Below are 13,001 nucleotides of genomic sequence, written 5' to 3' on the forward strand. Positions count from 1 at the left end.
AGAAGGAATGGACAACACCGCAATGACACCGAACCAGATCGCCAAGAACGACCGGATCGTCTGGGCCGACTGCGAGATGACCGGGCTCGACCCCGACCGCCACGTGCTCGTCGAGATCGCCGTGGTCGTCACCGACGCCGAGCTGAACGCACTGGACGAGGGGATCGACATCGTCATCCACGCCACCGACGAGGAACTCGCCGGCATGGACGACTTCGTCACCAAGATGCACGGCGACTCCGGACTGACCGAGCAGATCCGGCAGAGCCCCGTCAGCGTCGCCGACGCCGAGGCCCAGGTCGTGGAGTACCTGAAGAAGTACGTGCCGATCGCCGGTGCCGCACCGCTGGCCGGCAACTCGATCGCCAGCGACCGCAAGTTCATCTCCCGCTACATGCCCGACCTGGACGGCTTCCTGCACTACCGCATGATCGACGTCTCCTCGATCAAGGAGCTCGCCCGCCGCTGGTACCCGCGGGCCTACAGCAACCAGCCGGCCAAGGGCATGCAGCACCGCGCACTGGCGGACATCCGCGAGTCCATCCGGGAGCTCGACTACTACCGCCGGGCCCTGTTCGTCCCCTCCCCCGGCCCCACCAACGCGGAGGCGAAGATCTCCGCCGACGAAGCCACCGAGGCCCGCCCGGTCTGAGCCCTGCGACAGGGTCACACCTTCATGGACACCTCGGTGCCGCCCTGTCCGGGAACGGTCACCGACACGAAGCCGCCGCCGGACCGGCGGACACGCTCCAGATAGTCCGCGTACTCCCTGGCGCCCGTGACCACGTTGTCGCACACCACGAGTGCGCCGGGTCGCAGGTACGGTTCCACGATCTCCAACGCGGGCAGTGCCATGGGAATCCAGATGTCCATCAGCACGAAGTCCACCGCCCCACCCTGCGCCGCGAGGAGAGCCAGTCGTTCCGGGAGGGTCTCGCGCAGATCCCCGGCGAGGATCTCGGCGTGTTTCCCGAGCCCCGCGTCCCGCAGGTTCCGCTCGGCGTCCTCCACCTTCCCCGGCTCATGTTCGGTACCGATGACCACTCCGCCGGTCTCACGCACGGCCGCGGCGAGGTAGATCGTGGACACACCGTAGGACGTTCCGATCTCGACGACCGTGGCCGCGCCGGAGCTGCGGCACAACAGGTGGCACAGGGCGGCCTTCTCCGGCGCCAGCGCGACCATCTTGTCCGCCAGCATCTCCTTGCCGGAGTCCGTCTGCGTGGAGTCCCACGTGCCGTGACGTAGGCGGGCCTTCACCGTCTCGCGCAGGACCGGCAGGAGACTGGGAAGGATCTGTCTGGTGCTCCTTCGGTGGAGTCGCTCGACGACGCCGCGTGCACGTTCATCCAGCGGGGACGGGGCCGACCTCTCTACCTTTCCCATGACAGGACAGCCTAGCTTTCGTACACCGCCCCCGGAACCCCCCGAGAAAAACTCAGACCACCTCGGGGCATGTCGGGGCCGGGGTGTGCACTCAGTTTGGCGCGCTGGCCACAGGTGGTTTAGTATGAATCCCGCTGCAGCAACGACGCCGGGCCTGGTTGCCGTTGTGCATGCATGGTGGCTGTAGTTCAGCTGGTAGAGCACCAGGTTGTGATCCTGGGTGTCGCGGGTTCGAGTCCCGTCAGCCACCCCGAAGAGAAGACCCCGCACCGTCCCCCGCCTCGTTTCACGAGCTCGGACGGTGCGGGGTCTTCCGCATGTCCGCCCGCACCTAGCGCTGGTGCCTAGCGCTGGTGCCTAGCCCTGGTGCCTAGCCCTGGTGCACCAGCTGGATGAGGTTGCCGCAGGTGTCGTCCAGCACGGCGGTGGTCACGTCCCCCATCTCCAGGGGCGGCTGAGTGAAGCGGACCCCGAGTGCGACGAGTCGGTCGTACTCGGCGGTCACGTCGTCCACGCTGAACTGGGTGTACGGGATGCCGTCGGTGTACAGCGCCTCCTTGAACGGCGCCGCCGCCGGGTGGCCGGAAGGCTCCAGGAGCAGCTCGGTGCCCTCCGGGTCCTTCGGGGAGACCACGGTGAGCCAGCGGTCGTCCGGCCCCTCCCCGAGCGGGATGTCGTGCTTCTTCACGAAGCCCAGCATGTCGGTGTAGAAGGCCTCGGCCTTGCGGGTGTCGTCGACGATAACGCTGGTCAGGGTGATCCGGATGCTGGGTGTGCTCATCGGCCCGAGACTACCTGCCGACAGCGGCCCGGGTATCTAGGAAAGCGTCTCGAAGCTGATCCCGGCCGCCGTGAGCCGGTCGATGAGGTTGTCCCCCATCGCCGCGGCGGTGGTCTGCTGCCCGGCGACGTCCGGGTTGTCGTCGAAGGCCAACGACAGGGCGGACTCCGCCAGCATCGTGGCCGTTTCGGTGTAGCCCGGGTCCCCACCACTCACCCGGGTGTGCACGGTGCGTCCACCGGCGGTGCCCACCACGTCGACGGTGAACCAGGAACCGTCGCGGCGCTCCTGCGACGGGCCCTCACCTGCGATGAAGCGTCCGGCGACGGCGCGGCGCAGGCGCGGCACCTGGATCGCCGCCACGCCCAGGACGAAGCCCAGGATCGACACGGGAACGGTCCTGAACCGCTTCGCCCCCGCGTTGTGGGTGTAGGTGAACTCCGGCCCGTACTCCTCGCGGGCCAGTGCGGAACGCACGACGACCTGGCCGTCGATCGTGGGCAACGGGATCAGCCAGGTGTCCGTGACCCGGTCACGACGCGGCCACCCCGTCCGCAGCCGGGACCGGCGCCCCACCGGCTGCGACTCCACGCGCCGACGTTCGGACGCCGTCTGCGCCATGGGACGCAGCCGGGACATCTGGGTCAACGCCGAATGCAGGGTGCCGGCGGAGAACTCCGCATTGGTCCGCACCACCCCGCGGACCTCGGTCGGGACCCCCTGCGGCAGTTGCCGGACGGTGTAGAGCACCCCCAGGTCGTGGGGTACGGAGTCGAAGCCGCAGGAATGCACGAGACGCGCGCCGGTGGCACGCGCGGTGGCGTCGTTCTCCAGGAACATCCGGTCGACGAACTCCGGTTCGCCGGTCAGGTCGACGTAGTCCGTCCCCGCCTCGGCGCAGGCGCCGACCAGCGCGGCCCCGTACTCGAGGTACGGGCCCACGGTGCTGACCACGACCTTCGTCGACCGCGCGACGTCGGCCAGGGAGGACGGGTCGGTGGCGTCGGCGTGTAGCAGGCCGATCTCCCGGCCGCTGCCGGCGAGCCGCCCGCGCACCGCCTCGAGCCGGTCCCGGTTGCGTCCGGCGAGGCCCAGGCGCCCGCCCTCGGGCAGGTTCGCGGCGAGGTAGTCGGCGGTGAGCCCACCGGCGAAGCCGGTGGCACCCAGCAGGACCACGTCGTAGGCACGTCGCGTCGGTGCGTCCGGCATCGTGGTCCTCCTTGATTTACTTCCGGCGTGGGAGGACCGAGCGTACCCCGTGGCGCTTCGCCACGGTCCACAGCGCAGCCAGCCCGTCGCCACCGATGGAACGTCCGTCGGTGATGCGGTCCATCTGCATCTGGTACCAGGCGGTGCCGACCAGCGACTCGGTCACGTCATCGAGCGAATTCAGGTGGGTCGTGAGGCGGGGCAGACGCACCCGCTCGCGGCTACCGTGAACAATGATCTCGTTGGCAAGTTCCGGGATCAACACCATGGGGCGGGCCATGCCGATGAGGTCGCCCATGCCCTCCTCGAGACCCTTCTCGATGTCGGCGGCGCACCGGAATCCGCCCGTGACCATCACCGGGGTGTCGATGGCCTCATGGACACGACGGGCGTGGTCGCCGAAGAAGATCTCCCCGGTTGCGCCGCTGGCATCGAACTCATCGCCCTGCATGAGCGGTTCGACGTAGGTGCCACCGGAGATCTCGATGACGTCCACGCCGATCTCGGAGAGCTTCTTGGCGACCTCGAGGGACTCGTCCTCGGAGAAGCCGCCGGGGATTCCGTCGGTGGAGTTGATCTTCACCGACACAGGGAAGCTCTCCCCCACCTGCTCGCGGACCGCGCGGTAGACGTCGAGCAGCACGCGCATGCGCCCGTCAAGGTCACCGCCGTACTCGTCGGTGCGCAGGTTGGACGCCGGGGACAGGAACTCACTGATCAGATTGCCGTGGCCGGCCTGGATCTGCACGCCGGTGAAGCCGGTCTCCCGGGCGATCAGGGCGGTGTAGCCGAAGCGCCACACCAGCATCTCGATGTCGGAGACCGTGAGTTCACGCGGTTCACCGAAATAGCGGGCGATGCGCCCAGACATGGGCACGGCGCTGGGGGCGACGGGGAACTTGTTGATGCTGCGCGGCGACTGCCGTCCGGGATGGTCGATCTGCATCCACAGTTCCGTGTCATTCGCGGTACCCGCCGTGGCCCAGGCACGCAGCTTGTCCAGGTGCCGGTCGTCAGTGACGACCACGCTGTCCGGATCCGCGCGGTGCTCGGCATCAACCATCACGGCACCGGTGATCACCAGGCCGGCTCCCCCGTCCGCCCAGCGGCGGTACAGGTCGAGGTGCTGGTTCGACGGGCCCCACGATGCGGCGGCCAGTCCCTCACTCGTCGATGCCTTGACGAGGCGGTTCTTCAGCGTGGTGCCGCACGGCAGGTCCAGGGGCGCGGCGACCGTTGTAGGGGTCACGATGACTCTCCAAAAGTTCAGGTTTCCCGGTGATGATCCGGGGCGTGTCGGTCAGGGACCGCTCAGCGGTCCGTCACCCGCAGACTGTACCCGCCGATAGCCGCCGTTTTCTCATACCCCAGCGCACACCCCCTGCCGGGTGTCATATCACAGTGCCGCGGTGTCGAAGTACAGGTGTGCGTGCAAGGAGCAGCCGGGGTTGAACGCCGCGGCGCACGCGGGGCAGGACGATCCGCAGCCCAGGTACCCGTTGACCGTCATCCAGTGCCCGCACGCCCGGCAGAGGACGGCATCCCCGACGTCGAACCGTGCCGCCGGCCACGGCACGAGGGGGTGGTCCTCGTTTTCGTCGTGACAGTGCAGGCACGGGTAGGTCCGCCCGCAGCAGTGGAACCGGATCGCGACGACGTCCAGCGGCGTGCTCCAGTGAGCACACCCCACGCCGCCGACGAGTGCCGCCGGCCCGGCTGTGTCAGTTGTGTCGGTCATGGCCGCCGAGCCTAGCCACGATCTCAGCTATCGCGACGACGGCCCCTCTTGTCCAGCCGCTCACTGAATGCCTCCCCTGCAACGTTCCGGCGCTCGGAAATCTGTCTCAGGCACTCCGCAAGAGTGTCGGAGGCCTCGCCGAACGTAAGCCGCCCCTCGGCGGTGAGGCTGATCTGGAACGCACGCTTGTCATCTGGTGATTTCGAACGTTTCACCAAGCCTCGTTCCTCCATCTGGGTGACCAGTCGGGAGATTCTCGGCTGGGAACGCTCCACCGTCTCGCACACCACCGACAGCGGAGTTCCCCCTTGCCGCGCAGATAGGCACTGCATCACCTCATAGGCGGTCAGACACAGAGAATGCCGGTCGCCGAGAGTCGACTCAATGTCGTGCTGGGCGACCTCGAACGGATGTGACACTGCTCGCCATGCTGCGAGTGTCGCAGCAACGTCGGCCGTGTCAGCCAATCCCCCATGGTTTTCCGTCTCGCCGGCGGTCACTCCACGCCGGGAGGCTAGGGCTTCTGACATGGCTTTTCTCCTCTACCGGTTGAAATGCATACCCGCGCATGTAGTCTAGCATCTGGCATATACATGCTCGGTAATATAAATACTCGAAGAACCGGAGACCTCGTGACCAAAGCCGAAGATCACACACAATCACCACACTCACCGCCTATCAACCCGACCGTGAGCTGGACGGCTCTGGCTATCGCCGGCATCGCCCAGATGCTCGTCATGCTCGACTCGACCGTGGTCAACGTGGCGCTCCCCTCCATCGGCGACGACCTCAACGCCTCTGCCATCACGCTGCAGTGGACCATCAGCGGCTACGTACTGACCTACGGCGCCCTACTACTGTTCGGTGGACGTCTTGCCGACACCATCGGACGTCGACGATCATTCATTGCCGGCCTATTGGTCTTCGGCTCTTCCTCCGCCGCATGCGGATTCGCCGGCACCGGAGAAATGTTGGTCGCCGGCAGAATCGTCCAGGGAGTCGGCGCGGCCCTGCTGTCCGCGTCAGCGTTGTCGATCATCGTAGCCACCTACGGCGCGGTGCAGGCACAGCTCAACATCGCGCTAGCAGCATGGAGCGCCCTGGGTGTGATCGGCGCGACCATCGGGGTGATCATGGGCGGCGTGATCGTTCACGCCTGGTCCTGGCAATGGGCGTTTCTGATCAACCTTCCGATCGTGGCCGTCGTCATCATCGCCGCGGTTGCCAAGCTCGATGCAATGCCCAGCCAGCTGCGCCAGAGCCTCAAGCTCCCCACCGCCATCGTCGCGACGCTCGGTGTCGGCCTGCTCTGCTACGGGATGAGCCGCTTCGAGGAAGGCTGGACAAACCCGCTGCCCTGGGCGTTACTGGTACTCGGCGTCGTTGTACTGATCGGACTATTCCGATTCGAGGACAAGGCCCTCGACCCGCTGCTTCCGGTCTCGCTGCTGAGAACCCCCACCTACGCCTGGGCGGGCTTCGGACTCGTCCTTGCCGCGACGTTGATGCTGGGGGCGCTGTATCTGGCGAGCAACTACCTACAGCAGGCGCACGGTTTGTCCCCGCTGAGTACCGGAGTCGCCCTACTGCCGCTGTGCGGCGGTTCGCTCATCTCGGCATTCGCAGTCCCCGGGATCGCCGGGAGGATCGGTATGGCCAGGCTCTATCTCGGTGGTGTTGTCGCGCAGTTGTTGGCCCTGACCATCATCATCGTGACCACCGCCGACGGCACAGGAAACTCCATCATCGTGATCTGTGCCCTGGCCGTGTTCGGCCTCGGTTTGCCCACGATGTTCGTGCCGCTGTACACCTTCGGATCCGCACCGATTCCGGCGGAGAAGTCCGGTGTCGGTTCCGGGCTACTGAACACGTTCAATGAAGCTGGTTCGGGTGTCGGTCTGGCGATCGTCGCCCCGGTTTTCGCTTCGACGGTCGCTTCCCACCTTTCCTCGGGTGGAGCGGCACCGCTTGCCTCCGCAGCAGGCACTCACGCTGGCTTCTGGGTGTTGGGTGGTGTCGCCTGTCTAGCACTGGTCACGGCGATCGTGCTCACGCGTATCCACTCACAGCCGGAAGACGTGAGTGGCTAACGAGTTCCTGCCGAGCACTCACACCTTCAGATGTCATCTGAGTCGCCGCTCATGCAGGAGAATCGCCTGATCTTGCCCTGGGGGACGGCTCAGATGACACGCCGGACGCAGCGTCCTGCGTGCGTCCGTAGTAGATGTCGCGGTCGATCTCGTCGTCGGAGGCGGCGACGAGCATCGCCACGAAGGTGTCGCCGTTGACGTTGAGGAAGGTGCGCAGGATGCCGGTGAACCAGTCCACCGCGATGAGCAGGCCCACCGCCTCCACCGGCAGGTCCAGCGAGGCGGCCAGGAACATCGCGACCACCGGGAAGCCGCCCGGCACGGTGATCGTGCCCATGTTCAGCATGATCGACAGGGCGACACCGAGCACGATCTGCCCGAAGCTCAGCTCCACCCCACCGGCCTGGGCGAGGAACAGGATCACGATCATGTAGTTGAGCACCGCGCCGTAGGAGCCCATCGTCAGCCCGATGGACAGGGTGAAGTTCGCGACCCGCTTGCTCACCCCGACCTTCTCCACCGTGTTGCGCAGCACCGTCGGGAAGGTGACCGCAGAACTCGTGGTCGTCACGGCGACCACTGTCTGCTCCACGAGCTTGCCGGGCAGCAGCCACACGTTCAGCCTGGTCCGCACCCAGATCACCAGCATGAAGAGCGCCATCAGGATCAGCACGCCGATAAGCGTGGCGACCAGGTACTTCACCGCCGAGGTGATCACGGCGACCCCCTGCTCACCGGTCAGCGCCGCCAGCAGGCAGAACACGCCGACGGGGGCGATGTACATCACGTACTGGATCATCGTCAGGACCACGGCCTGGATGCCCTCGAAGATGCCGATCAGGGTGCGGTTGCCGGTCTGCGCCATGTAGCGGATCAGCGCGATGCCGAAGATCAGGGAGAACACGATGATCGGCAGCATGTCGGCGGTGGCCATCGCCTCGACGATGTTGGTGGAGACGAAGCCGAGAAGGGTATCCTGCCAGCTGCTGGCCTGCTCGGCCCCTTCCTCCAGCGACGGGTCGAGTTCGCCGGTGAAGACCATGCCGTCGCCCGGACGGATCAGGGTGCCGAGCACCCACGCCAGGACGGCGGCGACGAAGGAGAAGGCGAGCATCCAGCCGAAGGTGCGCGCGGCCATGCGTCCGGTGCCTTTGCCGCTCATCGACCCGGTCGCCACGATGACGGACGCCATGACCAGCGGGACGATGGACATCTGGATCAGCCGGATGAACATGTCACCGAGGAACTGCAGGTTCGCGGCCCAGTCGCCGACGATCAGGCCGAAGACCATGCCGGTGATCGCGGCGACTCCGATGTGCAGGGCGGGGTTGCGCAGGAGTGCGCGTCTTCTCATCGATGACATGCCGTCCGAACCTATTCGTCACGTGTTTCGCGCCGATGGCGTCGACGTTAAGCCGGAGGTTAACCCGCTAGGGTGGCGGGATGGACACCACGGACACGCTCGCCGAACTCGCCGACGTCGGCCGCGGCATGCTGACGGCCGGTGCCCCGCTGCTCCTGCTCTGCGCACTGCTGCTGGTGGCGGTGCACCTGGTCGAACGGCGCAGGACCACACCACGGCAGGACGCCCCGCTGGGTAACGTCCTCGCCGCGCTCGCCGGCGCCGTCACCGGTGTGGTGCTCTGGCTGGTGTGGTTCACGCTGGGGCTCCCGGGGGACCTGGAGGTGCTGATGTACGTCGGCGCGGCAGCGTCCTCCTTCGGTGCGTTGGTCTGGTTATCGTGGAGGACGCGATGGCGGTGGACCGGGCCGTTCTCCGTGGCGTTGGCCGGGCTGACGGGGTTCTCCACGGCTATGGCGGTGGCCTCCGGAACCGACGATGTCAGCGGTCTGTGGGTGGTGGGCTACCTGGTGACGACCGTGCTCGGCGTGTGCTTCCTTGCGGTGGTCACGCTGGGTGTGGTCGTGGTGCGGGAGAACTGAGCCGCCGGCGGCGTTCGAACGCCGGCGTTGATTGCTGACGTTCATGTCCGTGCCGGGTTCTAGGGTGGGGCCCATGCCGAGCAACCCCTATGACGACCGTCTCTTCGTCCGCGCCACCGAGATCCTGCGGGAGCTGACCGGACGCCCGGACGCCGCGTTCCGCGACGGGCAGTTCGACGCCATCGCCGCGCTGGTCGCCGACCACAAACGCGTCCTGGTCGTGCAGCGCACCGGCTGGGGAAAGTCGGCGGTCTACTTCGTCGCCGCCCGCCTCATCCGCGAGGGTTTCGGCAGCGCAGACAGCGCAGGCAGTGCCGGTGGGCCCACGTTGATCATCTCCCCGTTGCTGGCGTTGATGCGCGACCAGGTCGCCGCCGCCGAACGCGCCGGCGTGCACGCGGCCACGATCAACTCCGCCAACGCCACCGAGTGGGACGCGGTGCTCGACAGCCTCACCGCCGGTGAGCTGGACGTGCTGCTGATCTCCCCCGAGCGCCTGACCAACCCGAAATTCCGCACCAACGTGCTGGACGTGCTGCTCGATCCGTCGCGCACCGGGGTGGGGATGATCGTGGTGGACGAGGCGCACTGCATCTCCGACTGGGGGCACGACTTCCGCCCGGACTACCGGCGGATCGGCGCGCTGCTGGACGGGCTGCCCGCCGACCTCCCGGTGCTGGCGACCACGGCCACGGCGAATTCGCGGGTGGTCACGGATGTCGCTGCCCAGCTCGGCGACGACACGATGGTGGTGCGCGGGGCGTTGTCCCGCGACTCACTGCGCCTGGGTGTGGCCCCGACGGCGACGGCGGAGCACCGTATCGGCTGGTTGGCCCAGCATCTCGGGGACTTCCAGGGCGCCGGCATCATCTACGCGTTGACCGTGTCGGCGGCAGAGGACACGACCCGGGCCTTGGCCGAGGCCGGCTGGGACGTGGCGTCCTACACGGGCCGGACAGACGCCGAGGACCGCGCCCGCCTGGAGCAGTCGTTGAAGGACAACGAGATCAAGGCCCTGGTCGCCACCAGCGCGCTGGGCATGGGCTTCGACAAACCCGACCTCGGCCTCGTGGTGCACCTGGGTGCCCCGAGCTCCGCTGTGGCGTACTACCAGCAGGTCGGACGTGCCGGCCGTGCCACGGACAATGCCGACGTACTGTTGTTGCCCGGTGGCGAGGACCCGAACATCTGGGAGTACTTCGCCACGGCCTCGATGCCGGATGAGCAGGAGGCGCAGGCGGTCCTCGCGGCGTTGTCGGATGCGGCAGGCTCGGGGTCGGCCCTGTCGGTGCCGGCCCTGGAGCCGATGGTCGGGGTGAAGCGTTCCCGGCTGGATCTGCTGCTCAAGACCCTGCAGGTCGACGGCGCGGTCGACCGGGTGCAGGGTGGCTTCGTCGCCACAGGAACGCCCTGGACGTACGACGCCGAGCGCTACGCCGCGGTCGCGCAGGCCCGCCGCCGCGAGGCCGAGGCGATGCTGGAGTACGAGTCCGGCACCATGTGCCGGATGCGCTTCCTCTCCGAGACGCTGGACGACCCGGAGGCCCACGACTGCGGCCGGTGCGACGTGTGCGCCGGGCAGTGGTGGGACAGCGTGGTCAGCGAGGACAACACCTCCGGGGCCCGGCGGATCCTGTCCGGACTCGGTCTGCCGGTCGAACCGCGCGGCCAGTGGCCGTCGGGCATGGCCACGATCGGGGTGCCGCTGAAGGGGAAGCTCCCCGCCGAGGAGAAGGTGTCGCCCGGACGTGCCGTCGCCAGGTTCACCGACCTGGGTGCAGGTCAGGTGTTGCGCGGCTTCCTCGCCGAGGGTGCGGAGGACTCCCCCGTACCGAAGAACATCGCCGACTGGTGCATCACTGTGCTCAAGGAGTGGGACTGGGAGGAACGCCCCACGGTCGTCGTCGGCATGCCGAGCGTGACCCGGCCGACGACCAGCGCGGACCTGGCGCGGGGACTGGCGCAGATCGGCCGGATGACCGATGCCGGCCAGCTGGCGTACACCCGTGCCCCCGGCTCGCCGGACGTCAACAGCGCATACCGGGTACAGAACCTCCACGAGGCCTTCCGCCTGGACCCGGCCACCGCCGAGGCGGTCGCCGGTCAGGTCGTGTTGCTCGTCGACACCGAGATCGGTTCCCGGTGGGCGGTGACCATGGCCGGCCGTGAGCTGCGCCGTGCCGGGGCGCGTGCGGTGCTCCCCTTCGCCCTGGCGCTGCGGGGCTGACCGGGCTGCGCCGCGCGTAGGCTGGTGCCCGGAAAATCCCAGGGTGGAAAGGTGTCAGCAGATGCACGGAGAATACAAGGTCCCCGGCGGCAAACTCATCGTCGTCGACCTCGAGGTGTCGGGCGGCTCCCCCGGCACGTTGTCGGGCGTGCGCATCGCCGGTGGCTTCTTCCTTGAGCCGGACGAGGCCCTCGACCGGATGACCGGAGCGCTCGAGGGTGCACCGGCCGACCTGAGTGCCTCGCAGGTCTCGGAGCGGGTCCAGGCATCGCTGCGCGAGGACGACGTCCTGTTCGGCATCACCGCCGACGGTGTCGGCGTGGCGGTGCGGCGCGCCCTCGGTCACGCGGTGAGCTGGGAGGACCTCGACTTCGACGTGATCCACGGCCCCAGTGTGGACCCGATGGTCAACGTCGCACTGGACGAGACGCTCACCGACGAGGTCGCCGCCGGACGGCGCAAACCGTTCATGCGGCTGTGGGAGTGGAATGCCCCGCAGGTGGTCATCGGTTCGTTCCAGTCCTACTCCAACGAGATCAACCAGGAGGGGGCGGACCGTCACGGGATCACCGTGTCGCGTCGTGTCACCGGTGGTGGGGCCATGTTCATGGAGCCCGGCAACTGCGTGACCTACTCCCTGGTGGTGCCGCAGGCCCTGGTGGACGGGTTGAGCTTCGCCCAGTCCTACCCGTTCCTCGACGAGTGGACGATGGAGGCGTTGGAGAAGGTCGGCATCCGCGCACGTTACGTGCCGTTGAACGACATCGCCTCGGAGCAGGGCAAGATCGGCGGGGCGGCGCAGAAGCGTTTCAGCAACGGCTGGATGGTCCACCACGTGACGATGTCCTACGACATCGACGCGGAGAAGATGATGGAGGTCCTGCGCATCGGCAAGGAGAAGATGAAGGACAAGGGCCAACGCTCCGCGGTGAAGCGCGTCGACCCGATGCGGTCGCAGACGCAGATGCCGCGCTCGGAGATCCTGGAGGTCTTCTTCAACCACTTCCGTGACAAGTACGGCGCCACCGAGGGGTCGATCTCCGAGGCAGACCTGGAGATCGCCCGGGCACGGTGCGAGGAGAAGTTCTCCACCGAGGAGTGGACCCACCGGCTGCCCTGAGCCGCCCCTGCGGTTCACCGCCACAAGGTTTAACGCGGGAAGCTTTCGCCGTGTTATTAATCTCCCATGCCGTCAGAACTCAATGTCATCACCTCGTGGCTGTTCCAGGCCGAGGTCCCCATCCCGCAGGACATCGGCCCCATCCTCGTCAAGGGGGAACAGCCGATAGCGGCGTACAAGACCTTCCGGGATTCCGCGGTGTTCACCGACCGCAGGCTCATCGTCCGTGACGCCCAGGGCATCCGGGGCAAGAAGGTGGAGATGTACTCGCTGCCGTATTCCGCGATCAACATGTGGTCCTCGGAGAACGCCGGCACCCTGGACTTCACCGCGGAACTGGAGTTGTGGACGCGTGCGGGCAAGGTGAAGATCGAGCTGGGTCGCGGGGTGGACGTCCGGCGTCTCGACCAGTTGATCGCCAACGTGTTGCTCGCCGACAGCTGAACATCCCCACCACATGACGAAGCGGGGTCGATTTCCCTGAATTCCGGGAAACCGACCCCGCT

13 protein-coding genes and 1 tRNA gene are annotated in these 13,001 nt (G+C 67.2%); 7 read left to right on the forward strand and 7 right to left on the reverse strand.

The features are described from left to right. Positions 1-7 precede the first annotated feature (7 nt). A complete protein-coding gene (gene orn, locus ACT3TD_RS02890) occupies positions 8-652 on the forward strand; it encodes an oligoribonuclease (protein ID WP_301444132.1) in 645 nt (214 codons plus the stop codon). Between the two features lie 14 nt (positions 653-666). On the opposite strand, the gene ACT3TD_RS02895 is transcribed toward orn, so the two are convergent. Continuing rightward, positions 667-1,386 (reverse strand): O-methyltransferase, encoded by a 720-nt coding sequence (locus ACT3TD_RS02895; protein ID WP_301444131.1) that lies wholly within the window; start codon positions 1,384-1,386, stop codon positions 667-669. A gap of 177 nt (positions 1,387-1,563) precedes the next feature. Between ACT3TD_RS02895 and ACT3TD_RS02900 the strand changes: the two genes are divergently transcribed. Further along, positions 1,564-1,636: transfer RNA gene (locus tag ACT3TD_RS02900), tRNA-His, on the forward strand. Between the two features lie 120 nt (positions 1,637-1,756). On the opposite strand, the gene ACT3TD_RS02905 is transcribed toward ACT3TD_RS02900, so the two are convergent. From ACT3TD_RS02905 to ACT3TD_RS02925, 5 genes are all read right to left on the reverse strand, one after another. Next, positions 1,757-2,152, reverse strand: a complete 396-nt coding sequence (locus ACT3TD_RS02905) for a VOC family protein (protein ID WP_301442558.1) — start codon at positions 2,150-2,152, stop codon at positions 1,757-1,759. 51 nt (positions 2,153-2,203) lie between these two features. Beyond that, positions 2,204-3,376: a saccharopine dehydrogenase family protein gene (locus ACT3TD_RS02910; RefSeq protein ID WP_301442544.1), complete on the reverse strand. Its 1,173-nt coding sequence runs from the start codon at positions 3,374-3,376 to the stop codon at positions 2,204-2,206. 16 nt (positions 3,377-3,392) lie between these two features. After that, a complete protein-coding gene (locus ACT3TD_RS02915) occupies positions 3,393-4,625 on the reverse strand; it encodes an NADH:flavin oxidoreductase/NADH oxidase family protein (protein ID WP_301442545.1) in 1,233 nt (410 codons plus the stop codon). 147 nt (positions 4,626-4,772) lie between these two features. Then, positions 4,773-5,114: a CHY zinc finger protein gene (locus ACT3TD_RS02920; RefSeq protein ID WP_301442546.1), complete on the reverse strand. Its 342-nt coding sequence runs from the start codon at positions 5,112-5,114 to the stop codon at positions 4,773-4,775. Positions 5,115-5,137: 23 nt separating this feature from the next. Next, complete coding sequence (locus tag ACT3TD_RS02925; RefSeq protein ID WP_441579074.1) at positions 5,138-5,644, reverse strand: MarR family winged helix-turn-helix transcriptional regulator; 507 nt, start codon at positions 5,642-5,644, stop codon at positions 5,138-5,140. A 102-nt stretch (positions 5,645-5,746) separates the two neighbouring features. On the opposite strand from ACT3TD_RS02925, the gene ACT3TD_RS02930 reads away from it, so the two are divergent. Beyond that, positions 5,747-7,204 (forward strand): MFS transporter, encoded by a 1,458-nt coding sequence (locus tag ACT3TD_RS02930; protein ID WP_301442548.1) that lies wholly within the window; start codon positions 5,747-5,749, stop codon positions 7,202-7,204. Between the two features lie 49 nt (positions 7,205-7,253). Here the strand turns inward: ACT3TD_RS02930 and ACT3TD_RS02935 are convergent, their stop codons facing one another. Next, positions 7,254-8,558 carry a dicarboxylate/amino acid:cation symporter gene (locus ACT3TD_RS02935; RefSeq protein WP_444637964.1) on the reverse strand — a complete coding sequence of 435 codons (1,305 nt, stop codon included), beginning with the start codon at positions 8,556-8,558 and terminating at the stop codon, positions 7,254-7,256. Positions 8,559-8,647: 89 nt separating this feature from the next. Here ACT3TD_RS02935 and ACT3TD_RS02940 point away from each other — a divergent pair, with 89 nt between their 5' ends. The 4 genes from ACT3TD_RS02940 to ACT3TD_RS02955 all read left to right on the forward strand — a co-directional run bounded on the left by ACT3TD_RS02940 (position 8,648) and on the right by ACT3TD_RS02955 (position 12,939). After that, entirely contained in the window at positions 8,648-9,148 is a 501-nt protein-coding gene (locus tag ACT3TD_RS02940; RefSeq protein ID WP_301442550.1) for a hypothetical protein, read from the forward strand. 73 nt (positions 9,149-9,221) lie between these two features. Continuing rightward, positions 9,222-11,375, forward strand: a complete 2,154-nt coding sequence (locus tag ACT3TD_RS02945) for a RecQ family ATP-dependent DNA helicase (RefSeq protein WP_444637965.1) — start codon at positions 9,222-9,224, stop codon at positions 11,373-11,375. Between the two features lie 61 nt (positions 11,376-11,436). Next, complete coding sequence (locus ACT3TD_RS02950; protein WP_441579075.1) at positions 11,437-12,495, forward strand: lipoate--protein ligase family protein; 1,059 nt, start codon at positions 11,437-11,439, stop codon at positions 12,493-12,495. A 66-nt stretch (positions 12,496-12,561) separates the two neighbouring features. Then, positions 12,562-12,939 carry a PH domain-containing protein gene (locus ACT3TD_RS02955; RefSeq protein ID WP_301442553.1) on the forward strand — a complete coding sequence of 126 codons (378 nt, stop codon included), beginning with the start codon at positions 12,562-12,564 and terminating at the stop codon, positions 12,937-12,939. Positions 12,940-13,001: the final 62 nt, after the last annotated feature.

The organism is Corynebacterium sp. AOP36-E1-14 (genome assembly GCF_052377495.1).
Classification (GTDB): Bacteria; Actinomycetota; Actinomycetes; order Mycobacteriales; family Mycobacteriaceae; genus Corynebacterium.

Bases quoted from the DNA above. Each gene is read 5' to 3' on its own strand.
- orn (WP_301444132.1), top strand. From the start codon at position 8: ATGGACAACACCGCAATGACACCGAACCAGATCGCCAAGAACGACCGG.
- ACT3TD_RS02895 (WP_301444131.1), bottom strand. From the start codon at position 1,386: ATGGGAAAGGTAGAGAGGTCGGCCCCGTCCCCGCTGGATGAACGTGCA.
- ACT3TD_RS02910 (WP_301442544.1), bottom strand. From the start codon at position 3,376: ATGCCGGACGCACCGACGCGACGTGCCTACGACGTGGTCCTGCTGGGT.
- ACT3TD_RS02920 (WP_301442546.1), bottom strand. From the start codon at position 5,114: ATGACCGACACAACTGACACAGCCGGGCCGGCGGCACTCGTCGGCGGC.
- ACT3TD_RS02925 (WP_441579074.1), bottom strand. From the start codon at position 5,644: ATGTCAGAAGCCCTAGCCTCCCGGCGTGGAGTGACCGCCGGCGAGACG.
- ACT3TD_RS02935 (WP_444637964.1), bottom strand. From the start codon at position 8,558: ATGAGAAGACGCGCACTCCTGCGCAACCCCGCCCTGCACATCGGAGTC.
- ACT3TD_RS02940 (WP_301442550.1), top strand. From the start codon at position 8,648: ATGGACACCACGGACACGCTCGCCGAACTCGCCGACGTCGGCCGCGGC.
- ACT3TD_RS02945 (WP_444637965.1), top strand. From the start codon at position 9,222: ATGCCGAGCAACCCCTATGACGACCGTCTCTTCGTCCGCGCCACCGAG.
- ACT3TD_RS02950 (WP_441579075.1), top strand. From the start codon at position 11,437: ATGCACGGAGAATACAAGGTCCCCGGCGGCAAACTCATCGTCGTCGAC.
- ACT3TD_RS02955 (WP_301442553.1), top strand. From the start codon at position 12,562: ATGCCGTCAGAACTCAATGTCATCACCTCGTGGCTGTTCCAGGCCGAG.